The organism is Engelhardtia mirabilis (genome assembly GCF_007748095.1).
In the GTDB taxonomy this organism is placed as follows: domain Bacteria; phylum Planctomycetota; class UBA1135; order UBA1135.
In genome coordinates this window covers 513,472-540,451 of the sequence record NZ_CP036287.1, presented here as the reverse complement: position 1 = coordinate 540,451, position 26,980 = coordinate 513,472, and the positions used below count along the sequence as shown (strand labels likewise).

Sequence of the window (26,980 nt, the reverse complement as noted above, 5' to 3'; positions counted from 1 at the left end):
CTCAGCCCCCGAAGCGCGGCCACTCCGTGTGGAACTTCTCGCCCGGGCGGTCGACGCGCTCATAGGTGTGGCTGCCGAAGTAGTCGCGTTGGGCTTGGATCACGTTGGCGCTGCCGCGGGCGGTGGTCAGGGTGTCGAACCAGGCCAGGCTGGCGGAGAGGCCGGGGACCGGTAGACCGGCGGTGACCGCGGCGGCGACGACGCGGCGCCAGGCGGGCAGGCGCTCGAGCACGGCGGCGGCGAAGTCGGGGGCGAGGACCAGGAGCTGCGGCTGGGGCTCTGAGCGGAAGGCCTCGACGATCTGGCCCAAAAAGCGCGCGCGGATGATGCAGCCGTCGGTCCAGATGCGCGCGATCTCGGCCAGGTCGGTGCCGTAGTCGCGTTCGGCGCTGGCGGCCGCGAGCATCGCGAAGCCCTGGGTGTAGCTGGCGATCTTGGAGGCGAAGAGGGCTTGGCCGATGTCTTCGGGCGTCACGCCGGTGAGGGTCGCGCGGCTGGGCGCGAGCCGCTCCTGCGCCGCCACGCGCAGGTCACGCCCCGCGCTCATCACGCGCGCGTCGACCGCCGAGGCAATGGTCGGAATCGCCACGCCCAGGTCGAGGCTGTCCTTCACCGTCCAACGCCCCGTGCCCTTCTGGCCGGCGCGGTCGAGGATCGCGTCGACCAGTAGCCCGCTCTCCACGTCCGGGTCGGGCGTGCGGAAGATGTCCGCGGTGATCTCGATCAGGTAACTGTCCAGGTCGCCGCGGTTCCAGGCCCCGAAGGTGTCGGCCACGGCGGCGCCGTCGAGGCCGAGCCCCGCGCGCAGCAGCGTCGCGCTCTCGGCGATGAGCTGCATGTCGCCGTACTCGATGCCGTTGTGGACCATCTTCACGAAGTGGCCCGCCGAGCCGCGGCCGCAGTAGGTCACGCAGGGCCCGAACTCCGACTTGGCGGCCACCGCCTCGAGCACCGGGCGCAAACGCTCCCAGGCCTGCGGTTCGCCGCCGGGCATCATCGAGGGCCCCTCCAGCGCGCCCTGGGCTCCGCCGGAAACGCCCATGCCGACGAAGTTCCACGGACGGCCGGCGGCCCGTGCGATGCGCGCGTCGGTCTCGGTGAACAGGCTGTTGCCGGCGTCGATGACCACGTCGCCCTCCTCGAGCAGCGGGTCGAGGGCGTCGAGCACCGCGTCCACCGGCCCACCGGCCGGCACCATCAACAGGATCCGCCGCGGACGCTCGAGCCCGGCCACGACCTCTTCCCAGGTGGTCGCCACGGTGAACTTCGCCTCGGGGTGCTCCGCGGCCAGGTCGTGGGCGACTTGGGGGCTTCTGTTGTAGGCCAGGACGCGCAAGCCGTTGCGGGCGAAGTTGCGGGCCAGGTTGGCGCCCATGACGCCGAGGCCGACGACGCAGATGTCACACAGGGGGGCGGAGGTCATCGCTGGAATCAGAGGTCTGGGCCGAGGGTGAGATCGGTGACGAGCACGAGGCCGGGCAGGCCGGTGGCGGGCAGGGACGGATCGCCGGCCACGAGGCGTTCGATCGCCTCGCGCTTGCCCTCGCCGGTGGCGAAGACGAGGGTCTGCCGGGCGGTGGCGAGGGTACGCCGGGTGAGGGTGATGCGGTCGGCGGGCGGTTTGGGGCTATCGGCGATGTGGGCAACCGTTCCCGCGAGCTCGGGCCCGCCGACGAACAGCGACGCCACGTGACCGTCCGGACCCATGCCGAGCAGGCTCACGTCGAGACTGCCGCCGAACAGCGTTTCGAAGGCGCCCTCCACGCGCACGACCGCGTCGGCGGGAGCCTCACCGTCGACGAACAGTGGCAACTCCAGCCCGGGGGCCGGGTCGAAGCGCACGGCGCCGCGGTTGGAGTCGGCGGAAGCCACGGGCACGCAGCGCTCGTCGACCCAGGTCAGGGCCAGGCGGCCCGCATCGAAGCCGTAGGCGATCGCGATCTGCAGGGCACGGGGTGCGACCGCGGCCGCCGAGCCGCCGGGGATCGCCAGGCGCACCGGGTCGCCCTCGACCGAGGTCAGCATCGCCGCCAGGCGCTGGGCCGCCGCCTCGAGGGGCCGGTCGTCCGTGACGACTTCAACCACGGGACCAACCACCTTCGCAGCCGTAGAACAGCTCGTCGGCCGACGAGGGTCCCCAGCTCCCGACCGGGTAGTCGTGCACGGGCACATCGCCCTCGGCCCAGGCGCCGAGCAGGCCATCGGCCCAGGCCCAACTGGCCTCGATCTCGTCCGAGCGCAGGAACAGGGTCGCGTCGCCCTTCAGCGCTTCGAGCAAGAGGCGCTCGTAGGCATCCGGGCTGTCGTCGCCGAAGTGCTCCTGGTAGTCGAAGTCGAGCTCCGCCGGCGTCATCACCATCGCGTTGCCGGGTCGCTTGACGCCGAAGGAGAGGGAAATCGCCTCACGTGGCTGGATCGAGAGGGTCAGCACATTCGGACGCACCTGACACAGGCTGCCGTCGCTCAGCTGACGCCGGAACTCGAGCTCGGTCATGTCCGCCGGCCGGTTGAAGAGCTGGATCGGCGGGTTCCGGAACTGAACGCGCACCTCGGTCGACTTCTTGGGCAGCCGCTTGCCGTGGCGCAGCAGGAAGGGCACGCCGCTCCAGCGCCAGTTGTTGATCCCGGCGCGCACGGCCACGTAGGTCTCGGTCTTCGAGTCGGCCGCAACGCCCTCCTCCTCCAGGTAGCCGTCGACGCGGACCGTGTCCACGTAACCGGCGGCGTAGCGCCCGCGCACCGAATCCCGATTCACGAACTGCGGGTCGATGCTCTGCAGGGCGCGCAGGACCGCGACCTTCTCGTTGCGGATCAGGTCCGGCGCAAGGGACGCCGGCGGCTCCATGGCGACCAGCGCGAGGATCTGCAGCATGTGGTTCTGCAGCATGTCGCGCACGGCGCCCGAGGTGTCGTAGTAGGCCGCGCGCCCGCCGCCCACGCCCAGGTCCTCGGCCACGGTGATCTGCACCAGCTCCACGTGGTGGCGATTCCAAAGGGGCTCGAAGATCGCGTTGTGGAAGCGGAAGCCGAGCAGGTTCTGGACCGTCTCCTTCCCGAGGTAGTGATCGATGCGGTAGAGCTGCTCCTCGCCCAGGTGCTGGTGCAGCTCCGCGTTGAGCTGCTGGGCGCTGGCCAGGTCGTGGCCGAAGGGCTTCTCCACGACCACCCGCCGCCAGGCCTCGTGGGCGCTGGAGTGGCGCTCGATCAAGCCGCCGCGGCACAGGGCCTCGATCGTCGGACCGAACAGCTCGGGCTTGAGGGCCAGGTAGACCAGCCGCCCGGCCTCCGCACCGCCGGGGAGGGCATCGACGCGAGCACGCAGGCCCGCCAGGTCGTCCTCGCGGGTCAGATCGGCGGAGTGGTAACCCACGCGCGGCGCCAGCTCGTCGAAGGCGGTCCGCAGCCGCTCGGGCAGGGCCTCGCGCACCTCCGCCCGGAAGGCCTCGTCGGTCTTCTGCCGCCGCGACACGCCCAGGACCGAGAAGCCCTGCTTGGGCTTGCCCTGGCTGGAGAGGCTGGTCAGTGCCGGCATCAGCTTGCGAGCGGTGAGGTCGCCGCTGGCGCCGAGAATCACGATCTGGTGGGGATTGGTCATCGGGTGCGGCGGGGCGGCGCCTTCGCCACGTCCCCGCGGCCGGCACGATAGCAGCGCGGGGGGCCAGGCCTCCCCGCGACTGCCATCGGACCGAATCCCTAGCGTCGGGGAGTCTCGATTCGTCCGAGGTCGATCAGGCCGCCCTGGCCCAGTTGCACCTCCCGGCTGCGGGGACCCGCGCGGTCGCCGCGCACGTCGACCTCGACCCAAGCCGTCTCCCAGCGGGCCTCGACGACGGCCTCGAAACTGCCATCCGCCTGCAACTCGACCTCGGCCCCGCTCCGAATCTTGTAGGCCTCGACCGACTTGGGCTCGAGCCAGATCGTGAGCTCCACGTCATCGAGGTCCGTGCCGTGCGACGGGAGCACAACCTGCCCCCGGAGCGTGCAGGGGCGGCTCGGTACCACGGTGATCGGCTCCAACTCGACCACCCATCCGGTGGCGCCATTCAACGTCACCGATACGCACTCGGCCGGACGGGCCAGTCGATTCTCGGTCGCTGGTCGATAGGGCAGGTACCCGTAGGGATCGACCTGGACCGCATAGGTACCCGACTCCAGCCCATCGACGGCGAAGGCCCCCTCCCCATCGGTCCGCAACCAGCGACAGATGGCCTGCATCCCTGCCAGAGACTCCCCTGCTGGGCAATTCTCTCGGGAGTAGTAGACCAAGAGCGGAATGCCAGCCGCGGACCCGCCCTCGTCGATGACGACGCTCCCGCTCAGTCGATAGGGACCGTTCGGGATGGTGAAGTAGAGGTCCTGCCGCCCGCCCGGCGCGAGATCGACGTCCATCGGTCTTGGCGTCGTGGGCGCAAGCGCCGCGGCCCGACCGCTGGAGTCGCTACACACCGAGGCGTACTCGCCAGGTGTGAAGCTGCAGCGGAATGGCCCGGGAGGGACTCGCTCGAAGATCGCCACCTCTCCAGATCCGACATGCTGGTCGCGCACGTCCGAGACCCGGCTCGCACGGCGACTCTCGAGTCGAACGAGGCCTCCGATGCCATCGATAGGCGTGTGGACCTGCAGTGCAGCGGCGCGCTTCAGCCGGATCGCGTGCTCGACCGGATGAAGATCGATTTCGACCGGACGGTAGCAGTACTCGTCGCCGAGCCACCTGATCGCATCGACTCCCGGACGCGCCGGGACTGCCAACTCCAGAGGTAGGTCGTCGGGTTCGAGGACCGGGAGATAGGTTCCCGCTCGCAGATGGTCGAACACCGCGGTCCCGTCCGATCCAAGGACCTGACCTCCGACCGCGAGCCACCGCCCAGCCTCCGGCCGCAGAAGGAGCAAGCGCGCGTCGACAAGCGTGGACTGGAGTTCGTCGTCGACGTCGACTCGAACCAGCAGGCTTGCGGTGGGCTCCGCTGGATCCGAGTGACTCGCGAGGAACTTCGTCCCAGGTGAGACCCGCGGCTCGACGCGGATCGCTCCGCCATCCAGAACTGCAACCCCCGGGATCGTTCGCGCGGAAGAAGAGGGTGACGGAAACGCGGAAACCGACTCGCTCGATCCCGTACCGACCTGGAGCATCGCCAAGACCAGGAACGGCGCTCCGATCAACGCGATTGCGATGGCGCGACTATGCATTGGGCGCTCCCGCTCCTCTTCGGGAACCGACCCTCGCATCGACCACGGGGGCGCGCGTCCCGTAGGGCGGGTCGCGACAGACTGTCGCGGGCGCGTAGTCAGCGCCGAGGGCGGAGTTCCCGTCCATGGCTCGCGCGGCCGGACTCGATCCTGGGGGCCGCGAGAAGTCGCTGTCGTGCGAAGCCGAGGCGATCAAAGCGGCACCGTCCCCGCGCTGCCCTTCGTACCGTCGTTCAACCAGGGGTCCTCACCCTCGTTGCCCCCCTTGCCAGCCTTCCCCGATCCGGAGGGATGTCCGCAGGTCGGACAGGGCTTGCCGGCTCCGGCATCACCGCCGTCTCCGCCGTCGCCGCCCGACTTGCAGCGCGAGTTCCCTCCCTTCCCGCCCTTGCCGCCGTCTCCGCCCTTGCCGTGCTTCGAATCGCCGCCGGCGCCGCCTTTCCCGCCGTCGCCGCCATCAGCGTCCATGCTCGATCCGCCGTCGCCGCCGCCACCGCCGTCGCCCCCGTCTCCAGAGCCTTCGGCCTCGCCACCGGCGCCGCCCGCACCTCCCTCGCCACCATCGAAGCCACCGTCGCTGGGAGTGTGCGTGCCGTTCCCGCCCTTGCCGCCAGTCCCGCCATCGCCACCGTCGCCATCTCCGACGCCGGCTCCACCTTTGCCACCGGCCCCGCCGTCCCCCGGGGGGTTGCCTGAACCTGCGGCGCCTCCAGCCCCACCCGCGCCCCCGTCAGGACTCCCAGGACCACCCTTGGCGCCCTTCCCGCCCATTCCGCCATTGCCCGATCCCGCTCCCATCCCACCGGGTCCGCCCGATCCGCCGGGAACGGCGCCATCGCCTCCGGCGCCACCATGGCCCTCGAATCCGAAACCATTGCCGCCGGCACCACCATTTGGAGGACAGCCCGCTGGCGCTCCCGGGGTCCCCGGTGGCGTGTCTCCGGGAAACCCGTCGAAGCCATGGACCGGCCCACCGAGTTTTCCATCGGCGCCGAATGGATAGCCCTTCGGATAGTCGTAGTAGCTCTTCTGAGCTTCGGCGAGTTGTGAGAGGGAACAGACAAGCGCTCCGATGAGCGCAACATGAGTCGCGAGCTTCATCTCTCTACCTCCGTTGAAAGTGGCAAGACCTTCTGAGGTTGGTTACGAGCGGCGAACTCGTCAGTTACGAACTGCGAAGTGGAATCAATCGCCGGCTTCGATCAGATTCTCGAGCGCGGGTCATGCAGTCCCGGAACGGGCTTCAATCGCCTCGCCGGTGTGTCCGAAATCTGCCCACTTCGGATGGACTCAATCCCCCAGGTCGGCTCGCGTCGATCGAGCACTCCGGTGCGGAGATTTCGATCGCCGCCCCACGATTCGATGCACCCCGGGCAGCCGTCCATGTGGCTGACGACGCTCCCACGACCCGTCCAGGGCCGCCCCGTCCCCCGCGGCTCCGCCCCTGGCCTCCCTCGCGACCCTCGCGGCCGGTCCGGCCGGTTGACCGCCTCGCCCGACTCCGCGAGAATCGCACGCCCGCTGTCCCGCCGACCCCATCCCCCACGAGCCCCCATGAGCCGCCAAGAGCAACTCCAGAAAGTCAAAACCCAGGACGGGTTCATCGCTGCCCTCGACCAGAGCGGCGGGTCTACGCCCAAGGCCCTGGGCCTCTACGGAGTCGAGCCGAGCGAGTACTCCGGCGACGAGGAGATGTACGCCAAGGTCCACGAGATGCGCACGCGCATCATGACCAGCCCGAGTTTCAACGGCGATCGCATCCTCGGCGCGATCCTGTTCGAGAACACCATGGACCGTGAGGTCCAGGGCATGCCGACGGCGACCTACCTGTGGAGCGAGAAGCAGGTCGTGCCGTTCCTGAAGGTCGACAAGGGCCTGGCGGACGAGGCTGACGGGGTGCAGGTCATGAAGCCCATGCCTGACCTGGACGATCTGTTGGCGCGCGCCAACGCGGCGGACATCTTCGGCACCAAGATGCGCTCGGTGATCAAGACCGACAACCCGGCCGGGATCAAGGCGGTGGTCGATCAGCAGTTCGAGATCGGCATGCGCATCGTCGCGGCGGGCCTGGTGCCGATCATCGAGCCCGAGGTCGACATCCACAGCCCCAAGAAGGCCGAGGCCGAGGCGCTGCTCAAGGCCGAGCTGCTCGAGCACCTGAACGCGCTCAAGCCCGACCAGATGGTGATGCTGAAGCTGACCCTGCCCGAGGTCGACAACTTCTACAAGGAGTGCATCGACCACCCGAACGTGGTGCGCGTGGTGGCCCTGTCCGGCGGCTACAGCCGCGAGGAGGCCAACGAGCGCCTGGCACGCAACCACAACATGATCGCCAGCTTCAGCCGTGCTCTGTCCGAGGGCCTCAGCGCGAAGCAGTCGAAGGAAGAGTTCGATCGGATGCTCGACAGCTCGATCGGCGCGATCTTCGAAGCGTCGAAGACCTGAGCGCTCCGCGGGCTCGGACCGAGCGCGCGGCGGCCCGGCGAGCATGCGCTCGCCGGGCCGCTTCGATTGAGCGCCGAGCGCGGGGATTCGGGTCGCTGACGCCCCGGTCCCGGGCGCGGATGTCATGCTTCCGAGCCCCACCGCTCCCCAAGAGATGCCTGCCCCCGAAACCGCCCCCCAGAGCTCGCAGCCCGCGAGCGGCGCGGCTCCGCGCGCTGCCCTGGCCTGGGCGCTCGTCGCAGCCGTGACGGCCTTCGCCTTCCAGGCGACGATCGCGAGGACCACGGGCCTGATCGACGACGGCGGGATCACCCTGCGCTACGCGGAGCGCGTCGCCACTGGCGCGGGCTTCGACTACGACCCGGTGGGCGCGATCAACGGGGCGTCGAACCCGCTCTACACGCTGCTCCTGGCTGGCCTACTGCGCCTCGGGATCGCGCCCTGGATGGCGGTCCAGGCCATCGGCATCACCTGCATGGCCGCTGCCGCGGGGCTTCTGACCCACGCGCTGGTTCGCTACCACTGCGCGGCCGCGGCGGTCTTCGCCTTCGGTGCGTTGGTGACGAACAACTTCCTCACCTCGCACCTGGTCACCGGTCTGGAGGCACCGCTGACCATTCTGCTGGTGACGGCGCTGTTCCAGGCACTGCACTCCCGCTCGCAGGTCTGGGTCGGCCTGTGCCTGGGGTTGTTGGTGGCCAACAAGGTCGACGGCGGCGCGGCGGCGCTCGCCTTCGCGGCGGCCTTCGCGCTCGCGGAGCGGCGCTTTCCCTGGCGGGCGACCGCCGTCGCCGTCGCGACCAGCCTGCCGATCTTCGCGGTGCTCTGGATCAACTTCGGCACCCTCGTACCCGGCGCCGCAGCGACCAAGATCGCGGTGCACGAGAGCGCGCACTTCGACCGCACGTGGGTCCTCGACGGGCTCCTGGCCCAAGGACACCCGGCGCGCCTGCTCTACCTCGCGGCGGGCTCGACCCTGTTGCTGCTCGCCCGCCGCACGCGTTCGATCCCCCTGCTGACCATCGGCGGCTGGCTGTCGATCCACGTCGCGGCCTACTCGCTGATCGACCTGGGTGATCCCTACCCCTGGTACCTGGTCGCGCCGCTCGTGCTGCTAATCCCGCTGGCCGCGCTGCTGTTGGAGCGCGTGCTCGAGGTCGGCCTCACGCCCCTGCCGCAGCGCTTCCGCGCGGGCGTGGGCCTCGGGCTGGTCACGGTCCTGAGCGCGCTCGCCTTCCGAGGCAGCCTCACCAAGTTGGTCCTGCCGGGCGGGGGACCCGACTACCTGCACCCGTTCACCCTTTCCGACCTGGCGCGTCAGTCGACTGGAGCGTGGCTGGCCGCGAACACGTCCGGGACCGAGCTCTTCTCGAGCCCCTTCGGCCTGCCCGCCTACGAATACGGCGGCCCGGTCTACGACCCGACCGGCCTCAACAACGTCCTGGACGACTCGCGCAACCAGGCCGCGCTGTACCACATCACCGAGGTCCTCGAGGGTCCGCCGGCGGGCCTCAACCACAACTGCCGACTGGTCGTCTTCTTCCGCTTCGGAGAGGACTCGATGGGCTACGCGATTCACGCCGCCCGGGGCTCGGAGGTCCTGGCGAGCGGCGTGACCTTCCTGCCGGGCGTCGAGGAGCGAGCCCCGACGCCACTCGACCCCGCGGCACTCAAGGGCGCCAGCGACCGGGTTCGCCGCCGCATCGCCGCGTGGAACGACCAGGTGCTGTCCGGCAACTGTCCCGACTGGGCTGGCGCCCAGTAGCGCCGCGCCTCCGTCCACCGCGGTCGCGTGGCGTCGTGGCGTCTGAGGATGGCGCGATGTGGAGTCCCTTCGCGCTAGCCCGGGGCGCTTTGACCCCACGCCGCCGAGCGCACGTCGCAGCCGACTGCCGCAGCCGACCGGTGCAACCTGCGCTTCGCCGCCCAGCGTCGCCGCACGGGCGTCGGCCTCAGAGCACTCCGGCCTGGGACCGGGCGCGGGCTCCGGCGGCCTCGATCTGGTCCATCGTCAGGGCGCCGGAGAGTACCTCGCGACGCTCGATCGCCGTGGACTCGCCCGACTCGGCGGCCAGGCTGTACCACATCAGCGCGGTGACCGGATCCCGGGCGACGCCGCGGCCGTGCTCGTACATGGCGCCGATCTTGACCTGGGCCGCGGCGAGGCCTTGCTCGGCGGCCAGGCGCAGCCAGCGCGCGGCCTCGAGGTCGTTCTGCACCACGCCCTCGCCCTGGAGATAGAGCAGGCCGAGGTTGAACTGCGCCGAGGCCGAGCCCTGGTCGGCGGCGCGTCGCAGCCAGCGTTCGGCCAGGGCCGCGTCCCGCGGAACGCCCTCGCCGCGGGCGTAGATCAGCCCCAGCCGGTCCTGGGCCACGGCCACGCCCTGCTCCGCCGCGCGCTCCAGCCACTGGGCCGCCAGGACCGGGTCGGGAGCCACGCCGACTCCCCGTTGGTAGAGCAGCCCCAGGTTCGTCTGGGCGGTGGCGTCCCCCTGCTCGGCCGCCCGCCGGAGCCACTTGCCGGCCTCGGCCTCGTTGCGGGTCAGGCCCTCGCCGCGCAGCAGCATCAGGCCCAGGTCGGACTGGGCCTCGACCATGCCGGCCTCGGCGGCGCGCTTGATCCACACGGCGGCCTCCAGGTAGTCGCGCGGCCCGCCGCGACCCTCGCGGTACAGGCAGCCGAGCAGGTACTGGGACTCCGGCAGGTCGCCGCCCGACGCGTCGAGCAACCAATGGCGCGCCATCCGCAGGTCCCGCACCACGCCGTCGCCGGCGATGTAGAGCAGGGCCAGGTTGTGTTGGGCCTGGGAGATGCCCTTGACGGCCGAGAGGCGGTACCACTCGGCCGCTACGGCCGGGTCCCGCTGGACGCCCAGGCCCAGGTCGTAGACCTGAGCCAGCTCGAACTGGGCCACGGCGTCGCCAGCCTCGGCGTCGGAGCGCAGTGCGACCATGGCCGACGGCGAGCGGGACGTGGAGCCCGCTGCGGACACGTGCGACTCGGGTGTTCCCGCGCAGGCGCTGGCGAGGACGCAGAGCACGAAGGCGCGGATCGGCGGCAATCGTCGAGGGTGAGCCATCGGGGGGGCGATCGATCGGCGGACGGGTAGGGCAGAAGGACACACCGCGCGTGGACGTGGCCGACGTCAGCGCGCGAGGGAAGCAGCGGTTTACTCACCTCGAACGCGAGTCGCAAGCGCGAACCGACTTGCCTGCGCTAATCGACCAGGGACGACTCGAACAACTCCTCGTCGAGCGTGCCGTGGGCGTCGAGTGCATCGGCCACGCGCGCAATCCGCTCCTCCACTCGGTCGTCGGCGAGCAACCCCTGCACGCGATCGATCCAAGTGCGGATGAGCCTCGCGCGCAGGGCTGCATTCGCCTCGACCACCCGGGCGCAGCGCTCGACCTCGGACCAATCTTGTTCCCAGGTCGAGAGCAGCTCGGGGTCGTCGAGGGAGTCGTCGCCGCGAAAGAGCAGCTCGGCCAAGGGCCCCCCCAGGGCGACCTGGCCCGAGACGACGGCCAAGGCGCTGGCATCGAGTCCGCGCCACTCGATCGATGCGCGGCCCTCGAGGTGCTCCTCCTCGGCCTCCAGGGTCAGCTCGCGCACGCGCCCGCCGAGCAGGTGGGCGACGACCGCGTGCCCGGCTTCGTGCCAGGCCTCGGCCTCGGGATGTCCGGTGTCGTTCACGGGCGCAATGCCTGTCGGGGCCCTCGGGTTGGACGGCGGTCTTGTGCCTGGCACCGTACGAACGCCTACCTCACCGCGGCTCGGGCTTGGGGAAGATCGCCTTGGCGGCCAGGTCCGGGTGCTCGCTGTAGAAGCGTTCCCAGAACTCGTTCCCGAAGGCTGTCAGCGGCGCTTCGTCGCCCGCGACCAAGGTCACGTAGCGCAGGTCGACCTCACGACCCTTCACGTCCACCGCCACGAACCCGTCTCGATCGCGCGCGCCCATCCCGGCTGCGACGAAGGTGACACGCCCCTGCTCCCGGCAGTAGATCTGCAGGTGCTGGTTGCCGCCGCCGATGTCACCGGAGAAGAGATAGAGCTTCAAGTGCGGCGGCAGGGCCTCCAGGCGAGGCTCCAACTCGTCGGCGTACCACGAGTACTTCGGAGAGATCGGGACCGGGTGGCGGTAGCGGAACAACGGCTCCGTATCGGGGTTGTTGTAGGACCAGACCACCTTATGCATGAACAGGAACACGTTCTCGAGGCGCGGGTCCCGCGCCGCGCGCTCGAGGACGTCGTCGAGCCAGGCCACTTGAGCCTCGTCCATGCCGAAGGCTCCGGCGGACTCGAAGTCCAGGAACACGAACAGCGCCGAGCCGAGGCGGAACTCGTAGTAGGTGGCCCCGAACTCCGCGCAGTAGGCCTGGACGTCGTAGATGCGGCTGGCCAGGGAGCCGTCGGCCAGGCGATCGCCGCCGATCTGGATGTCGTGGTTGCCGACCGCGTTGAAGAACGGAACCGGGAGCTCGTCCTGCACCCAGGCCCGGAAGTCGGCCAGGCGCTGCTCGGAGATCGAGTAGTACATGTCCCCGAGGGAGACGACCAGGGACGGATCGGTGGCCAGCAGCCGATCGGTGTGGTCGCGCATGCGCTGGTTGGGCGAGGGGTCGTCGGGACCCGCGCGCAGGTGGCCGACGATCGCGAAGGAGTAGTCGTCCCAGACCTCGTCCTGTGGCAGGGCCCGGCCGTTGAAGGTCGAGACCGGCGGCTCGGGCCAGGTCGGCAGCGCCTCGGCCCTGGTGCCGTCAGGGCTCGGCTCGCCGGCCGCCGCACTTGCTGTCAGCGAGTCACTCGTCGCCCGGCCATCGCCGGAACCGGGGCCGGAATCGGCGTCCGTCGTGCCGTCGGATGCGCCGCAGCCGGCCATCGCGATCAGTGAAAGTCCCAGCAGCACGGCGCTGGAGATCGAGCTGGGGAGAGGAGTCTGCATCGCAGGATCGGATTGGCGGGCGACCCCCGCCCGAGGAACAAGGTTCGGCTAAGATCCCGTCAAGAATACCCGCGCCCTCCCCAGCTCGGGGCCTCCCCCCCTACCCGCCAACTGCGCCGCGCGCCGCCCCCCCCGTCCAACGACGGCCGCCGCGATGAACACCTTGGAACAGTTTCTCGACTCACTCGGCCAGAGCGCCCTCGAGGACCTCGGTCTGGTGCCGACCCTGGTCAACCTGGCCCTGGTGCTGGCCCTGGGCCAGCTCCTGTCCTGGCATTACCTGCGTTTCTCGCCGGTGCTCTCGAACAAGCGCAAGTTCGCGCGCATGTTCGTCTTCATCGCCGCGACCACGATGATGGTCATCTCGGTGGTGAAGACCTCGCTAGCCCTCTCCCTGGGTCTGGTCGGCGCCCTCTCGATCATCCGCTTCCGGACGCCGATCAAGGAGCCCGAGGAGCTGGCCTACCTGTTCCTGGCCGTGGGTCTGGGCATCGGTCTGGGCGCCGACCAGCGCCTGGCGACGAGCGTGGTCTTCCTGGTCATCCTGACCTACCTGGCCCTGGCCCAGGGGCGACCGAACCACGGGCTGCCGGCGCGCAAGTTGGTGCACGTGAGTTCCGTGCTCGCAGGCGAGGGCTCCAGCGGTGAAGCCGAAGCGCTGCTCGAGCGCCTGTTGGCCAAGGTCGAGGGCGGAGCCCTGCAAGTCGACGTCCGCCGGGTGGACATCCACGAGCGCACCTTCAACGCCAACCTGGTGCTGGACCTCGTGGGCGCGAAGGAGCTGGGCAGCCTGCTCACCCGCATCCGCGAAGCCCTGCCCGACGCGACCATCAGCGTGGTCGAGGGCAACGCCCTCGACTGATCGACGGAAGCCTGAGTCCACGCCGTGCTGACCAAGACCGATCGCCCCACCGAGGGTTTCTGGCTGGGCGTCGCCCTGTTGCTCACGGGGCTCGGCATCGGCTTGCTGCTCGACCCGAGCAGCTGGAGTTCCCGCCCCGACGACGTGGCCCCGGCCAAGGACCTGCCCCTGCATCGCTACCTGCGACCGCCGGAGGGGCTGCCCGAACCGGTCGACAACGGGCTCGCGACGATCGAAGTCTCCATCGAGCCCGAGGCCGCGCAGACCCTGCAACGGGTCCGCGAACGCGCCCTGGACCGAGGCATGATCATCCAGACCGACGACGACACGGTCGACGCGGTGATCACCATCGACGGACGGCCGATGGACGCCGACGTGCGAATCAAGGGCGATTGGCTGGACCACGTGATCGGCGACAAGTGGTCGCTGCGGATCACGTTGAAGGACGACAAGGCCTTCGGGATGCGCGTGTTCTCGGTCCAAGCACCGTCCACGCGAGGTCACCTGTGGGAGTGGTTGGTGCTCGAGGCCTCGCGCCGCGAGGGCTTGCTGGCGCCGCGCTCGGACTTCGTGAACCTGGTCGTGAACGGTCACGCGGCCGGCGTCTACTACCTGGAAGAGCACTTCAGCAAGGAGCTGCTCGAGTCCCAGGACCGGCGCGAGGGGCCGATCGTGCTGTGGGACGAGTCGACCCACTGGGACTCGTTGCTCCAGGCCCACGACGTCTTCTCGAAGGAGGTCGAGTTCTCGACGCCCGAGTCGGCGCGGGACGCGATCGAGGTGCCGGCCGCCTTCGTGCGCGCCTACGGCGAGAAGCGACTGGGCTCGTCCGATTCGCTCAACCGCTCCTACTTCAGCGCCGTGGAGCAGATGCGCGACCTGCAGCGGTTGGTGATCGCCAGCGGCGACCGCCAGTCGCGCCAACGCCGGATGCAGGCGCTCGAGGACCTCAAGGGCAAGACTCTCGAACGGTTGGTGGACGTCGACCGCTTGGCCATGGCCCACGCCCTGGCCTCGCTGTTCCAGATCGAGCACTCGCTGTATTGGCAGAACATGCGCTTCTACCACGACCCCGTGGTGGATCGGCTCGAGCCGATCATGTTCGACAACATGGCGCAGACGCCGTCCGCGCGCGAGCCGGTGCCGCACCGGCCCGAGGGCATCGTCAAGCAGTTCGTGAGCAGCGACGCCTACTACAACGGCGTCTTCCGCCACCTGGGGGAGCTCTGCGCGCCCGGCTACCTCGACCGGCTCTTCGACGCACTGCGTCCCGACCTGGAGCGCTTCGAGGCGGCGCTGATGGCGGACGCGCCACTGCCCGAGCCCTTCCGGGTCGACTCGATGCTGCAGCGCCTGCGCACCCAGGTCGCGTTCCTGCGCACGGTGGTCTACCCGGTCGACCCGCTCAACTGCATGGCCACCTACGAACTGGTCGAGGGCGAGCAGACGCCCGTCTCCGGCTTCGTGAACGTGAGCGCCTGGAGCACCACCCAGACCCCCGTGGTGGTCGAGGGCTTCCGCTTCAGCAACGGCGTCTTCATCGCGGCCCAGCCGCGCCTGGTGCCGGGCTCCCTGGGCGCCGGCACGACGTCTAGCGGCGGCGTGGTGCTGCCGCGCGACGGGCGCACGGTGCACTTCCGCTTCGAGCTGGACGAGCGCCTCGCCAACCTCGAGACCGTCGACGGCGTGCTGCAGGCGGTGCTCGAGAAGTCCGAGCAGAAGGGCCAGCTGGAGCTCGACATCGAGATCGTCTCGCGCCCCATCGGCGCCGACGCGACCAGCTCCGAGCCGCTCACTGTGCGCCGCATCGAGGCCTCCTGGATCGACGAGGGCGGCCGGCCCGTGGCGCCGACCCTCGCCGAGGCCCTGGAGCGCCATCCGTTCCTCGAATGGGACCCCGTCGAGCGCTGGCTGGTGATCCAGCACGGCACCTGGGACGTGGACGGCGATCTGGTCGTGCCTCACGGCACAGTCCTGCGCGCCCGCGGCATCGTGCGCCTGCGCTTCGATCCGGACGCGGTGCTCTTGACCGACGCGCCCCTGGACTTCGAGGGCCTCGCCGACGGTCCGATCGTGCTGGAACCGAAGGAGGGCTTCGATCGCTGGAAGGGCGTGGCCGTGCTGGAGGCCGACGGGCGTTCGACCTGGCGCTACGTGACCGTCCGCAACACCGACGCCGTCGCCCGGGCCGGCTGGGTCGTGACGGGCGGGATCACCTTCTACCACTCGCCGGTGACCATGCAGGACTGCCTGATCGAGGGCACCTTGGCCGAGGACGGCACCAACATCTTCGGCGCCGACTTCCTGATGGAGCGGGTCACCTTTGCGGGCTGCGTCTCCGACAGCTTCGACGGCGACTTCGTTTCGGGCACCGTGCGCGAATGCACCTTCCGCGACGGCCTGGCCGACGGCGTCGACGTCAGTGGGAGCGACATCGACATCCTCGACTGCCGCTTCCTCAACATGGGCGACAAGGCCGTGTCGGCAGGTGAGCGCAGCATCGTGCGGGTGCGCGGCGGCCTGGCCGACGGCGTCTCGATCGGCATCGCCTCCAAGGACGACTCCACCGTCGACGCGCGCGACATGACCATCCTGGGCGCCCGCACCTACGCTCTCGCGGCCTTCATCAAGAAGCCCGAGTTCGGCCCGGCGCGGATGACGGCGACGAACATCACGATCCGCGACTCGGTGCTGGGCGATTCGATCGTCCAGTCCGGCTGCTCGGTCGAGCTGGAGGGAGCGCTCCTGCCCACGGTCGACCTGGACGTGAACCGGCTCTACGAGGAGAAGATCCTTGGCCAGTGAGGAGCACTCGCACCTGATCGGCGACTACCCCGATTCGCTGCGCTACGAGCTCAAGATGGCCTGCCAGGAGAGCGCCTACTCCCAGGTCCAGGCCCACCTGCGGCTGGACCCGACGGCGCCGCGGGTGCTCTACCCGCCCCGGCGGGTGCAGAGCATCTACCTCGACACGACCTTCGGCCGCGCCCTGGAAGAGAACCTGGCCGGGATCAGCCACCGGGAGAAGATCCGCCTGCGCTGGTACGGGGACAGTGCGGTGGGTGTCCGGGCGACGCTCGAGCGCAAGGTGCGCGAGAACACCTTGGGCTGGAAGGACACTTTGAAACTCGCGCAGCCCCTCGACATCGAGGGCGTCGACCGCGTGGCGTTCATTCGCAGCCTGCGCGCGGCGGTCACCTCCCCTTGGCAACAGTCCCTCGACGAGGGCCTCGAGCCCGTTCAGTGGATCGCCTACCAACGCGAGTACCTGACCACGGCCGACGGACGCATTCGGATCACGATCGACCGCGAGCTGCGCGCGGTCGACCTGCGCGGACGTTGGATCCTGTCCAGCGTCGACCCGACGCCGATCCCGCGCGTGCTGGTGATCGAGGCCAAGTGCGCGCCCGAGGACTACCAGGCAGCGCAGTCGCTGCTCAGCCGTCTGCCGTTCTTCGTGGACCGCTGTTCGAAGTTCGTGCTGGCCTCGGATCCGGACCACGGCCCCGTGCCCTCGGCGATGCCGATCTGAGGCCATGCGACAGGTGCTTCAACTGGGCCTGGCCCTGCTCGTGTTGGCATCGCTGTTGCGAGTCACGAGCCTGTTCACGAGTTCCACGGCGCGCGGGGTGGTCGGCCCCACCGACGGCCTCTCGATCCTGGCCGTGGCCAAGGGCCCCCTGCTGCCGGCGGTGACCCTGCCCGGCGGCAGCGAGGTCGTGGACGACCTGATCCTGGTGGACGACCTGATTCTGAAGTTCCTCGACCGGCGCACCGGCCTGCGCGTGGCGTCGCTGGGGCCGGACCTGGTCTTCGGCGAGCACAAGAACTTCGACCTGGTCGGCGATCAGGAAGCGCGCGGCGAGTTCATCCGCTTCTGCGACTCCCAACCGGTGGGGACGATCCTGGCCCTCGCCAACTTCGGGGCGATCCGGCCCAGGGCAGGCGATGACGAGCTGCGCGACGACCTGGCGGCGGAGCTCGCGCGCCTGGGTGCTCGCACTTCGCCCCTGGCGACGCCCGGTGTGAGTTGGGCCCTGATCACGGTCAGGCGCCCCGGGGGCTGGCGGCCCTTGGCCGAGGCCTATTCGGCGGAGCGCGGCGTGGCCCTCGCCATCACCGTCACGCCCGACCTCGAGCACTACGACGAGCACGTGGCCGAGCTGGTGATCGGAGAGCGCCAGGGCCCCGCCGAAGTGCCCCTGGAGGACGAGCTGTCCAACGCCGAGGCCACGCGCTTCACCCAGCGCATCCGCTTCGGCTTCGTCGGCAACCAGGTGCGTTCGACCATCTCGACCCCGGTCGAACAGCGAGTCGCCGGCATCTGGTCCGGATCGGTCAACTGGCGCGGGGTGACCCTGCCCGAGGGCACCCACCTGCGTACGGGCATCGGCATCCGCCGTGGCTACGAGGGCAAGACCACGGGCCTGCGCTTCAGCCTGGTCGCGGACGGACAGGTCGTGCGGACCCAGACCATCGCGCCGGACGGGCCCGGGCAACCTCGCTGGGAGGACTGGGACGTCGACCTGAGCGCGTTCTGCGGCCGCGAGATCGACCTCGAGCTGCGGATGGAGTCCACCGACGACGAGCGCGGCGACCAGGGCCTGTGGGGCGCGCCGCGCCTGGTACTCGGCTCGCCCCGCTGAGCCCACCGCGCCGCGGATGGCGGGTCGATCGGCCCTGGCGAGGTGAGGGCCCGACCAGACCCGCGTCCTCGCCTGCGCGAGGGCCGCAGGCGCGAAGCCGGTACCGAGCGTGACGCCTCAAGCAGGCGACGCCGGCGCGACCGGAACGATCCCGCGCAACAGGAACCCGAGCAGGTCGGCGCCGGTGATCACGCGCCGCTCGTTCTCGGTCCAGAGCAGGATCAGGTCCTCGTCGATCACGTCGTCCTCCGCGTTCTCCTGGCGCACCCGCAGCCGGCGCAGGACCTCGCCGATGGTGGTCTTGCGATTGCGCACGACGATCGGCCGGTGGCAACAGGAGTAGGGATTGAAGGTCTCGCTGTGCAGGAACAGGCCGCGCACGAACTCGTCGGCGTCGAGCACCAACAGGGGGCCGCGGTCGGCGTCGCACAACAGCACCCACTTGTGGCCCGAGCGCTCCACCTGGACCACGAAGGGGTCGTCGCGCGATGGCTCGCAGTGCGGAATCACCGGCAGGTCCACCTGCACCGGCAGCTCGATCACCGAGTCCGGATCGACCGGCTCGCCCTCCAGCCCCAGGGGCAAGTCGTCGAGGGCCAGGAAGTTGAGCACGCCGCGGCCCTCGGCCACCGCCAGGTCGGCGTCCTCCGACTCCATGTGCTTGGTGATCACCCGCCGCAGGTCGCGCTCACGCAGGTAGACCATGCCTTCGGGGCCCAACCAGCGGTCGAGCATCCAGGCCGACGGGCGCGCCACGGGCCATAGCAGGACCTGGTAGACGCGCAGGACGGGTGCCAAGAGGGCCCCCATCCTCAGGGCCTTACGACTGAACCAGGCCTGGGGAACGATCTCGCCGAAGAAGGTGATGCCGAAGGTCGAGAACAGGAAGCCGTAGGCGCCCGCGAGCACGGAGTCCGTCAACAGCGTCAAGAGCACGTTGGCGCAGACGTTGCCCCACAGGATGGTGGTCAGGAGGAAGTTCGCGTCGCGCCGCAGGGTGATGACCTTGCGCGCGTCGGCGTTGCCGCCCTCGGCCTCCACCTCGAGCTGCAGCCGGCCGAGCCCCAAGAGGGCCAGGTTGAGGCCCGAGAAGGTGGCGGAATGGAGCAGGCAGACGGCGATTCCGAGCCAGGTCAGGAGCTGCATGGTCGGGCCTTGGGCGACGGTAGGAGCGGTCTGGACGGGCGGGCCCGCGCTGACTTCAGGCGGCGGCGATCGGGGTTCGGCGCGGCGACCTTCCCCGCCACCAGGCTTGGTTGCCGGTCGCCCGTCGGGTATGGACGACCGCAGATGACCGCCAATCTACTCCGTCGAAGTCGCTTCCTGCTCGAGCGCTGGATCCAGCGCGGGATCCTGCACCAACTGATGGTCATGATCTGCCTGGTGGTCGCGGTGGCCGGCCTGGGCGGCACCGTGGCGTGGCTGACCACCCCACAGTTCGAGGGACCCGGCGACGCCATCTGGTGGGCCTTCCTGCGCCTGACCGACCCCGGCTACCTGGGCGACGACGAGGGCCTGACCCTGCGCGTGATCTCGACCACCGTGACCGTGCTCGGCTACGTGCTCTTCATGGGCTCGCTGATCGCGATCATGACCCAGTGGCTGTCGACCACCATGCGGCAGCTCGAGAGCGGGCTGACCCCGATCTCCATGCGCGACCACATGGTCGTCCTCGGCTGGAGCAACCGCACGCCCGAGATCGTGCTGCAGTTGCTGAACGCGCAGGGTCGGCTGAAGCGCTTCCTCGAAAGCGCCGACGCCAGCAGGCTGCGGATCGTGATCCAGGTCGAGGAGGTCGACGCGGTCCTGCGCCAGGAGCTGCGCGATCACCTCGGCGAGCATTGGAATCGCAGTCAGATCTTCATGCGCTCGGGCTCGCCCCTGCAACCCGACCACCTGGAGCGACTGGACCTGAGGCGGGCCTCGGTGATCCTGGTCCCCGGCGCCGACTTCGATTCGGGCGGTTCGGACGGCTCGGACACGCGCGTGGTCAAGACCCTCTTGACCATGTCGGGCCTGCTGCGCGATGTCCCCGCCGACGACCGGCCATCGGTGGTGGCCGAGATCTTCGACCCGTTCAAGGCCAACCTGGCTCGCAACGCCTTCGAGGGCGACGTCGAGGTCATCTCGAGCGACCGCACCATCAGCCGCCTCCTGTCACAGAGCGTGCGTCACCGCTCCCTGGCCCAGGTGCTGTTCGGCCTCTTGGCCCACCGGCGCGGCAACTCGATCTACCTGCGCTCGTTCCCCCAGCTCGCGGGTCAGCGGCCGAGCGACCTGCTCGAGTCCTTCCCCACTGCGGTCGTGCTGGGCCTGGTGCGCGGGGAGGGCGCCGAGCGGCGCGCGCACCTGGATCCACCGGGGACCGAGGAGCTCCGGCGCGACGATTTGCTTCTGCTCCTGGCGCCAAGCTACGACGCGGGCGCCCCCCGCGTTGTCGCGTCGACCCAGCCCAGGACCGAGGTCCGCACACACGCGCCGCGACCGAGTTCCACGCGCAGGACCCACCGCATCCTGGTCCTGGGCTGGAGCCACAAGCTGGGCGCCTTGGCCGAGGAGCTGGGCCAGTCGAGTGCCCGCGACTTCGAGGTCACCGTCATGTCACGGGTCCCCGTCGAGGAGCGCGAGCGCTGGCTCGCGCGCGTGGCGTTCGACTCGGAGCGGGTCCGCATCGTGCAGCTCGACGGCGACTACGCCCTGGAGAGTGACCTGCTCGAGGTCGACCTCGACAGCTTCGACAACATCACGATGATCGCCAGCGACTGGATGGACTCGTCCGAAGACGCGGACGCGCGCACCATCCTCGGCTACGTGCTCCTGCGCTCGCACCTGGACCACATGGAGGATCCGCCCGAGGTGCTGGTGGAGCTGTTGGATCCGGACAACGTGCACCTGTTCCACCGCCAACACGACGAGTACTTGGTCACTCCCCAAGTGCTCAGCTATCTGATCGCCCACGTTGCCCTGCGACCGGAGCTGCACTGCGCCTACGACGCCCTGCTCTGCGCCGGTGGGACCGAGATCAACCTGCAGTCCGCCGCCGAGTTCGGCTTGGTCGGCGAGCGCGTGGACTTCGCCTTGGTCCAACGGCGCGCGCGAGAAGCGGGCATGACCGCCCTGGGCCTGCTCATCGGCGACGGCGCGCCCCAGCTCAACCCGGACCGCAGCCGCACATGGGAGCTTGCGGCCGAGGACCAGTTGATCCTGCTCTCGACCGACCAGGCCACGCGATGAAGCCCAAGCGACCCCAGGACGACGCGCCGGACGGCCTGGTCCACAATCCCTTCGCCGCCCTGCGGCCGCAGGGTGCGGCGCCGATCCCTGAAACGGCGCCGCAACCGACGGGCGACGAAGCGCCGGCCGCGGCCGGCGGCGGGAAGCTCGTGGTGCAGCGCGAGAAGCGCGGGCGGGCGGGCAAGACGGTCACCCGCGTGAGCGGTCTCGTGGGCGACCCAGAGGCCCTCGCGCTGCTCGCCCGCGAGCTGAAGCGGGCCCTGGGCTGCGGCGCCAGCGTGGAGGGCACGGACGTGATCTTGCAGGGCGCGCAGACCGAGCGTGCCGCGAAGTGGCTGCGCGAGCAGCGCGGCGCACGGGTCACGATCGGCAACTGACGGCGGACGCGGCGCTCAGTGGTGGATCCACTTGGCGTCGGTCACCAGGCAGATCCCGCCGAAGCGCTCGAGCATGGGGCGCACCGCCCCGACGATGCGCTCCTCGTCCGCGATCTCCACCACGCAGATCAACAGCAGGTTGTCGGAGCTGCCCCCCGGATCGTCGCCCCAGCGAATGCCGCGATCGCCCGCGCCGCTGGCCCCGGGTATCACGGTGTAGCCCTTGGCGCCCGCCGCCTGCAACGCCTGGACCACGCGCTTCAACTGCAGCGCACCGATCACGATCTCTAGCCGTTTGACTGACTGCATCAGCTCGTGAAGGTCCGGATGATCAAGTCGTACAGGGGAATGCCGACGGTGATGTTGAAGGGGAAGGTGACCGCTAGCGCGAGGGGCACGTAGATGCCCGGGTTCGCCGCCGGCAGGGCGATTCGCAGGGCCGCGGGGACGGCGATGTAGCTGGCGCTGCCGCCCAGTACCGCCAGCAGCAGGATGTCACCCGGCTGGAAGCCCAGGACCAGGCCCAGGGCGATGGCCAGGCAGGCCTGGATCGGCGGCGCCAAGAGGCCGAACAGGATCAGGAAGGCGCCCGACTCGCGCAGGCCGCTCAGACGTCGGCCGGCAGCCAGGCCCATGTCCAACAGGAACAGGCACAGGACCCCGTAGAAGGGCTCGTAGGCGAAGGGCTTGACCCGCTCCCAGCCCTGGTCGCCGCCCAGGAATCCGATCACCAAGCTCCCCAAGAGCAGGATCACGGTGCCGTTCAGGAAGGCGTCGCGCAAAAGGTCGCGCCAGGGCGCGTCCGTCCCGTCGCCCGCGCGCGACTGGCCCATGACGACCCCGATCACGATGGCCGGCGACTCCATCAGGGCCATGGCGGCGACGATCGCGCCGCTGAAGGGCGTGCCGTGCTCGTTCAGGAAGCCCACGGCGGTCACGAAGGTGACGGCACTGATCGAGCCGTAGGTCGCCGCCAAACCCGCCGCGTCCACGCGGTTGAGGCGCTTGCGCACGATCGGGAAGACCAGCAGCGGCACGACCGAGGCCAAGAGGACCGCCGCGCCCAAGAGGGTCAGGGTCTCGACCCCCATGCCACTCGCGCTCAGCTCCGCCCCACCGTGCATCCCGATCGAGAAGAGCAGGTACAGCGACAGGGCGCGGGTGATGGGCCGCGGGATCTCGAGGTCCGACCGCACCAGGGTCGCGATGATCCCGAGCAGGAAGAACAGGACCGGCGGGGTCAGGATGTTCTGGAGCAGTTTGTCCAAGGCGCGTAGCTCGCTTCGGGAGCGGACCATAGCGACGTCTCACGCCCGGGGCGACCTCAAACGGCGGGCATCCGCCGGGGGGCCGTCCCGGCCCGGCGCCGCGGGAACCCGGGATCTCGGCGCGACACCAGCGGCACTTCGCTGATGGACCGTGCAGGTGCTCCACCCGGCGCGACGAGTCCCCATCGACGATCGAGATCCCGTGCAGTCGACGCGCCTGTGCTGTTGTCTCATGCCCTTGACCAGCCTCGGACCGGTCGCCGGCGCCCAGCGGCTCGGCCTTCGACGCGGTCGGGGCCAATGCCGCCAACTACCCGCTGTTGGGGGGCACGGGCTACGTGGCGCCGCCGCTCTTGCAACGGGTCGGGCTCGCCCTCGTCGGTGGCTCACTCGCTGGCCGGCGGATGGGTCAGGTCAGCCGGCCGGTGCCGAACTCCCCGGCCCTGGTCGGTGCCGCGAACGACGTCCAGGGTGCGGCGATCGACCCGGCCGCGCCCCAGGGGTGCGCCCTGACGGCCGGGCTGCAGATCGTGTTCGGCGGAGGGTCGTGTTCGGCGGAGGGTCGTGTTCGGCGGAGTGCCCTGTTCGGCGGAGTGCCCTGTTCGGCGGAGTACCGCGCGTGGCCAGGAACAGCCGGCCGCCGAGATCAGGGGCGCGGGTACTCGATGTACGCCGCCGTCTCGTCGGCCACCTCGACGCCACACAGCAGTTCGACCACGCGGAAGGACATGTCGATCCCGGCCGCGACGCCGGCGGAGGTGATGATCCCGTCCTCGACCACGCGCTCGTCCCGGCGCACGACGATGGAGGGATCGATCTGCGCCAGGGTGTCGAAGGACCCGTGGTGGGTCGTGGCGCGTCGGCCGCTGAGCAGGCCCAGCTTCGCCAGCACCAGCGCGCCGCTACAGACCGACGTGGTCAGTTCGGCGACGGCGGAGCGCTCGAGGATCCAGGTCAGGGTGCGGGAGTCCTCCAAGAGGGCGCGGCTGCCGAAGCCGCCGGGCACCAGCAAGAGGTCCAGGTGGGGCGCCTCGTCGAGGCCATGGTCGGGGACCACCTTGAGGCCCCCGGTGGCCACCACCACGTCCGTCGAGGGCCCGATCAAGAGCGGCCGGAAGGGGGCCGACTCGTCGCTGCGGCGCGAGGCCAAGCCCGGCACGAGGCGGGTGCGCGAGAAGACCTCGTAGGGGCCGGCGAAGTCGAGCACCTCGACGCCCTCGAAGACCAGGATTCCCACCGTGCGGCGCTGCATGGGCCCAGCCTACGGGCAGGGGCGCCGGCGCGCACCAGTCGCTAACCTTGGGGCCCCATGCATACCCCGAGCATCGATTGCCTCGCCCCCCTCGGGCTCGCCCTCGCCCTGTCTCTCCCGGGTTGCTGCGCCGCGGGCGAGGAGATGTCGGTCTGGGAATACGTGGGCCACAAGCAGGGCCCGCTGATCGTCGTCTACTACCCCGACCACGAGAGCTTCGACTCGCGCTCGACCAGCACCGTCGTGAAGCTCGACGGCGAACGCGTCGCGCGCATGTGCGAGGGCGACTTCGTGGCGGTCCAGGTGGAGCCGGGCGAGCACGTCCTGTCGACCTCGGCCAACGGGCGTTCGGAGCCGTTCGAGCCGATCCTGGTGCTCTCCGGCGACGGCCCGATCTTCGTGCGCTTTGGCGAGCGCCCCTATAGCGGCTCGTCCAGCGACGCGCCCCTGGCGCAGCGCCGGTTGACGGTAGTGACCGAAGCCAAGGCGCGCGGCGAGGTCGACGTGTTGGGGCTGCTCGGTCCGCGCTGATTGGGCCGCGCTGATCGGGCTGGGCTGATCGGGCTGGGCTGACGCGCGAGCGCCGCCGTGCGCGGATTCTCGTGACCGAACCGGGCTAGTGTCCTGGATCAGAAATTCGGCGTCACTTCCCGGAGGTCCGATCGATGCTGGCTAGGCGCGCCGACGACGCGTATCCGCTGCGATACTCGGAGGAGGCGCTGGTGACGCCAGCGGCGATCGGAGCCCGGGAAGTGACGCCGAATTTCTGATCCAGGACACTAGAAGTGCGTGCGGCGCGGCCCCGCCGAGCGGTCGCGGTCGCGCAGGGAGCCGCTCTCGCCCCAGGGACCGCCCAGGGTCCAACGCAGGCCCACCACCCGTGCGTTGTCGTTCAGTCCGTCCTCGGCGAAGAGCGACAGGCCCAACTCGCGCAGGGGTCGGGGCGAGTACTCGATCCCCAGGGGCACCTCGATCGAGTCGGCGCCCAGGTCTTCGAGGGGATCGCGCGCCGCGATGCCGCCCTCGAGCATCAGGCCCTCGAGCAGGTAGAAGCGCAGGGCCACGCCGCCGACCACGCGATTGGCGGAGTCGCTGCGCCACTCGCTGCCGAGGGCTCCGGTAACCGTGACCAGGTCGTTGGCGTAGAACTCGGTGAAGGCCGTCAGCTCGTCGTCCTCGAAGGCGTTCAGGTCCTGGTGGTCGAGCGCTAGGCCGAAGAGCCCACGCTCGCCCCGCAGGTAGAGGGCCACGCCGGCTTCGAGCAGCTCGTCGCTGTCGACGATGTCGATCCCTGCGCGCACTTGACCGTGCAGGTTGGCGACCAAGCGGCTGTCGAAGGTCACGGCGGCGCCGCCGGCGGTCTCGTCGCCGACCTCACCCAGGCGTCCCTCGATGCGGGTCGATCGGACCCAGGGCGGCGTCAAGCCGTACTCGCGCTGGGGCCCCGGCGGCGCGTACTCGGGCGTCAGGTCGAGGGCCAGGCCCAGGTAGCCTCCGAAGCCGTCCCAGGTCGGGTTGTTCGGACCGAGGCCGCCGCCGTTCGAGAGGTGCTCCTGGCGCACGCCGACGGTCAAGCGCCAACGCTCGCCCACATCGAAGGCCACTCCGACTCCGGCTTGGCGGGTTCCGTTGAGGCGCGACCCACCGGAGGGCACGGCCTCCTCGGACGCCACGAAGCCCAGGCCGCCCTCCAGGAAGGCGCTCCAGCCGCGGCCGCGAAGCACGTGCCAACGCACCAGGCCGGAGAGGCCCAGTCCGATCGACGTGCGCGAACCGCTGCCCAGGGTCTGGTCGTAGTAGCCGACGTCCAGCTCGCCCACGACCTCGAAGCGGTCGCGGAAGGCGTAGCCGAGGCCGACGCGTCCGGAGATCAGGTCCAGGTCCGTGCCGGAGTCCGAACCCTGCCAGCCGGTCAAGGCCGTCAGGATGATCGAGCCCTCGGCGAGCGGATCGTGGCCGAACACGACGGGTTCCTGGGCACGCGCTTGCGCCCCCGATCCGATGGCCCCGAAACCGACGGCTCCGATTGCGAGGGAGGCGGCGGTCGAGAGTGGGAGCGGGAGGGCTTTCATCGGTAGGTCCCCGTGAAGGAGGGCCACTAGGATAGCCCTCCCCCCGTCGCCGATCTGCACGCGAGAACAGGACTCGAACGACCATGGCCAGGTTCCTCCCCACATCGATTCTGCTGCTGCTCAGCGCCTGCGGTTCGACGCCGGCTCTCGATACGACGCGCCAGCCCGCCGATCTCGACTCTTGGGCGCGGGAGGTGATCCCGCTCCCGCCAGGGTTTGCACCGGACATGCCGGCCGGCGACGAGCAGTTGCTCTTCGCGCCGGGTATGTTCGACGCTGCATCGGAGCAATATTGGTCCTATGCCTTCGCCCTGCGGTTGGAAGAGTCAGGCTTGGACGCTGCGCGGTTGACCGCGATCTTCGAGCTCTACTACGACGGTTTGATCTTCGCTGTCGCGCAGGGCAAGGACGCCGATGTTGGCGACGACCCCGCGCAGGTCCGGATGCGATCCGTCGGTGACGGCCGCTTCGAAGGCACGATCGACCTGATCGACGCCTTCGTGACCCTCGAGCCGGTGCAGCTGCGGCTGGTGATCGACGCCCGGGATGAAGCGACCGATACCACGTGGCTGAAGGTCCAAGCGAGTCCCCGAGCGCCCGGTCACGGGATCTGGCCGGACCTGGAGGCCGCCGCCGACCTGGCGCTGGCGGAGCTGCGGGGATCCTCCGACCTGCCCCGCGAGGAGCATTGAAT

23 protein-coding genes are annotated in these 26,980 nt (G+C 70.0%); 11 read left to right on the top strand and 12 right to left on the bottom strand.

The genetic code is table 11. The annotated features are described in order from the left end of the window. Position 1 precedes the first annotated feature (1 nt). From gndA to Pla133_RS02035, 4 genes are all read right to left on the bottom strand, one after another. Entirely contained in the window at positions 2 to 1,423 is a 1,422-nt protein-coding gene (gndA, locus tag Pla133_RS02050) for an NADP-dependent phosphogluconate dehydrogenase (protein WP_145061883.1), read from the bottom strand. A gap of 8 nt (positions 1,424 to 1,431) precedes the next feature. After that, the gene (locus Pla133_RS02045) at positions 1,432 to 2,085 is read right to left on the bottom strand and encodes a 6-phosphogluconolactonase (RefSeq protein ID WP_419192040.1); all 654 of its coding nucleotides are present in this window, start codon (positions 2,083 to 2,085) and stop codon (positions 1,432 to 1,434) included. Then, positions 2,078 to 3,595 carry a glucose-6-phosphate dehydrogenase gene (gene zwf, locus Pla133_RS02040; RefSeq protein ID WP_145061879.1) on the bottom strand — a complete coding sequence of 506 codons (1,518 nt, stop codon included), beginning with the start codon at positions 3,593 to 3,595 and terminating at the stop codon, positions 2,078 to 2,080. The genes Pla133_RS02045 and zwf overlap by 8 nt, the downstream gene beginning before the upstream one ends. Positions 3,596 to 3,693: 98 nt before the next feature. Next, entirely contained in the window at positions 3,694 to 5,226 is a 1,533-nt protein-coding gene (locus Pla133_RS02035; protein WP_145061877.1) for a collagen binding domain-containing protein, read from the bottom strand. 372 nt (positions 5,227 to 5,598) lie between these two features. Here Pla133_RS02035 and Pla133_RS02030 point away from each other — a divergent pair, with 372 nt between their 5' ends. The 3 genes from Pla133_RS02030 (at position 5,599) to Pla133_RS02020 (ending at position 9,397) form a co-directional block, all read left to right on the top strand. After that, positions 5,599 to 5,883: a hypothetical protein gene (locus Pla133_RS02030; protein ID WP_145061875.1), complete on the top strand. Its 285-nt coding sequence runs from the start codon at positions 5,599 to 5,601 to the stop codon at positions 5,881 to 5,883. An 858-nt stretch (positions 5,884 to 6,741) separates the two neighbouring features. Further along, positions 6,742 to 7,632 (top strand): fructose bisphosphate aldolase, encoded by an 891-nt coding sequence (locus tag Pla133_RS02025; RefSeq protein WP_145061872.1) that lies wholly within the window; start codon positions 6,742 to 6,744, stop codon positions 7,630 to 7,632. A 154-nt stretch (positions 7,633 to 7,786) separates the two neighbouring features. Further along, positions 7,787 to 9,397 carry a hypothetical protein gene (locus Pla133_RS02020; RefSeq protein WP_145061870.1) on the top strand — a complete coding sequence of 537 codons (1,611 nt, stop codon included), beginning with the start codon at positions 7,787 to 7,789 and terminating at the stop codon, positions 9,395 to 9,397. A gap of 187 nt (positions 9,398 to 9,584) precedes the next feature. Here the strand turns inward: Pla133_RS02020 and Pla133_RS02015 are convergent, their stop codons facing one another. The 3 genes from Pla133_RS02015 to Pla133_RS02005 form a co-directional block, all read right to left on the bottom strand. Next, the gene (locus Pla133_RS02015; protein WP_145061868.1) at positions 9,585 to 10,712 is read right to left on the bottom strand and encodes an SEL1-like repeat protein; all 1,128 of its coding nucleotides are present in this window, start codon (positions 10,710 to 10,712) and stop codon (positions 9,585 to 9,587) included. A 137-nt stretch (positions 10,713 to 10,849) separates the two neighbouring features. Beyond that, positions 10,850 to 11,326 carry a hypothetical protein gene (locus tag Pla133_RS02010; RefSeq protein ID WP_145061866.1) on the bottom strand — a complete coding sequence of 159 codons (477 nt, stop codon included), beginning with the start codon at positions 11,324 to 11,326 and terminating at the stop codon, positions 10,850 to 10,852. A 70-nt stretch (positions 11,327 to 11,396) separates the two neighbouring features. Further along, on the bottom strand, positions 11,397 to 12,575 hold the full coding sequence (locus Pla133_RS02005; protein ID WP_145061864.1) for a metallophosphoesterase family protein: 1,179 nt from the start codon (positions 12,573 to 12,575) through the stop codon (positions 11,397 to 11,399). A 154-nt stretch (positions 12,576 to 12,729) separates the two neighbouring features. On the opposite strand from Pla133_RS02005, the gene Pla133_RS02000 reads away from it, so the two are divergent. Genes Pla133_RS02000 through Pla133_RS01985 form a run of 4 tightly spaced genes read left to right on the top strand, consistent with a single transcriptional unit; the run spans position 12,730 to position 18,083 of the window. After that, a complete protein-coding gene (locus tag Pla133_RS02000) occupies positions 12,730 to 13,437 on the top strand; it encodes a DUF4956 domain-containing protein (RefSeq protein ID WP_145061862.1) in 708 nt (235 codons plus the stop codon). Between the two features lie 24 nt (positions 13,438 to 13,461). Beyond that, positions 13,462 to 16,242 (top strand): CotH family protein, encoded by a 2,781-nt coding sequence (locus Pla133_RS01995; protein WP_145061860.1) that lies wholly within the window; start codon positions 13,462 to 13,464, stop codon positions 16,240 to 16,242. Continuing rightward, positions 16,232 to 16,969 carry a VTC domain-containing protein gene (locus Pla133_RS01990; RefSeq protein WP_145061858.1) on the top strand — a complete coding sequence of 246 codons (738 nt, stop codon included), beginning with the start codon at positions 16,232 to 16,234 and terminating at the stop codon, positions 16,967 to 16,969. The genes Pla133_RS01995 and Pla133_RS01990 overlap by 11 nt, the downstream gene beginning before the upstream one ends. A 4-nt stretch (positions 16,970 to 16,973) precedes the next feature. Next, positions 16,974 to 18,083 carry a hypothetical protein gene (locus tag Pla133_RS01985; RefSeq protein ID WP_145061856.1) on the top strand — a complete coding sequence of 370 codons (1,110 nt, stop codon included), beginning with the start codon at positions 16,974 to 16,976 and terminating at the stop codon, positions 18,081 to 18,083. Between the two features lie 117 nt (positions 18,084 to 18,200). On the opposite strand, the gene Pla133_RS01980 is transcribed toward Pla133_RS01985, so the two are convergent. Beyond that, positions 18,201 to 19,229: a DUF21 domain-containing protein gene (locus Pla133_RS01980; protein ID WP_145061854.1), complete on the bottom strand. Its 1,029-nt coding sequence runs from the start codon at positions 19,227 to 19,229 to the stop codon at positions 18,201 to 18,203. Positions 19,230 to 19,373: 144 nt separating this feature from the next. Here Pla133_RS01980 and Pla133_RS01975 point away from each other — a divergent pair, with 144 nt between their 5' ends. Together Pla133_RS01975 and Pla133_RS01970 are read left to right on the top strand one after the other, a co-directional pair. Continuing rightward, positions 19,374 to 21,317 (top strand): CASTOR/POLLUX-related putative ion channel, encoded by a 1,944-nt coding sequence (locus tag Pla133_RS01975; RefSeq protein WP_419192039.1) that lies wholly within the window; start codon positions 19,374 to 19,376, stop codon positions 21,315 to 21,317. Then, positions 21,314 to 21,694, top strand: coding sequence for a translation initiation factor (locus Pla133_RS01970; RefSeq protein WP_419192038.1), 381 nt, complete (start codon positions 21,314 to 21,316; stop codon positions 21,692 to 21,694). The genes Pla133_RS01975 and Pla133_RS01970 overlap by 4 nt, the downstream gene beginning before the upstream one ends. 15 nt (positions 21,695 to 21,709) lie before the next feature. On the opposite strand, the gene Pla133_RS01965 is transcribed toward Pla133_RS01970, so the two are convergent. The 3 genes from Pla133_RS01965 to Pla133_RS01955 all read right to left on the bottom strand — a co-directional run bounded on the left by Pla133_RS01965 (position 21,710) and on the right by Pla133_RS01955 (position 24,214). Next, positions 21,710 to 22,003: a P-II family nitrogen regulator gene (locus Pla133_RS01965; RefSeq protein WP_145061848.1), complete on the bottom strand. Its 294-nt coding sequence runs from the start codon at positions 22,001 to 22,003 to the stop codon at positions 21,710 to 21,712. Further along, positions 22,003 to 22,962, bottom strand: coding sequence for a sodium-dependent bicarbonate transport family permease (locus Pla133_RS01960; RefSeq protein ID WP_419192037.1), 960 nt, complete (start codon positions 22,960 to 22,962; stop codon positions 22,003 to 22,005). Before Pla133_RS01960 ends, Pla133_RS01965 begins: the two co-directional genes overlap by 1 nt. 646 nt (positions 22,963 to 23,608) lie before the next feature. Next, on the bottom strand, positions 23,609 to 24,214 hold the full coding sequence (locus tag Pla133_RS01955; RefSeq protein WP_145061843.1) for a DJ-1/PfpI family protein: 606 nt from the start codon (positions 24,212 to 24,214) through the stop codon (positions 23,609 to 23,611). A gap of 57 nt (positions 24,215 to 24,271) precedes the next feature. Here Pla133_RS01955 and Pla133_RS01950 point away from each other — a divergent pair, with 57 nt between their 5' ends. After that, complete coding sequence (locus tag Pla133_RS01950; RefSeq protein WP_145061841.1) at positions 24,272 to 24,745, top strand: hypothetical protein; 474 nt, start codon at positions 24,272 to 24,274, stop codon at positions 24,743 to 24,745. A 248-nt stretch (positions 24,746 to 24,993) separates the two neighbouring features. Here Pla133_RS01950 and Pla133_RS01945 read toward each other — a convergent pair whose 3' ends face one another. Then, positions 24,994 to 26,286, bottom strand: a complete 1,293-nt coding sequence (locus tag Pla133_RS01945) for an acyloxyacyl hydrolase (RefSeq protein ID WP_419192036.1) — start codon at positions 26,284 to 26,286, stop codon at positions 24,994 to 24,996. An 83-nt stretch (positions 26,287 to 26,369) separates the two neighbouring features. On the opposite strand from Pla133_RS01945, the gene Pla133_RS01940 reads away from it, so the two are divergent. After that, on the top strand, positions 26,370 to 26,978 hold the full coding sequence (locus Pla133_RS01940) for a hypothetical protein (RefSeq protein WP_145061837.1): 609 nt from the start codon (positions 26,370 to 26,372) through the stop codon (positions 26,976 to 26,978). Positions 26,979 to 26,980: the final 2 nt, after the last annotated feature.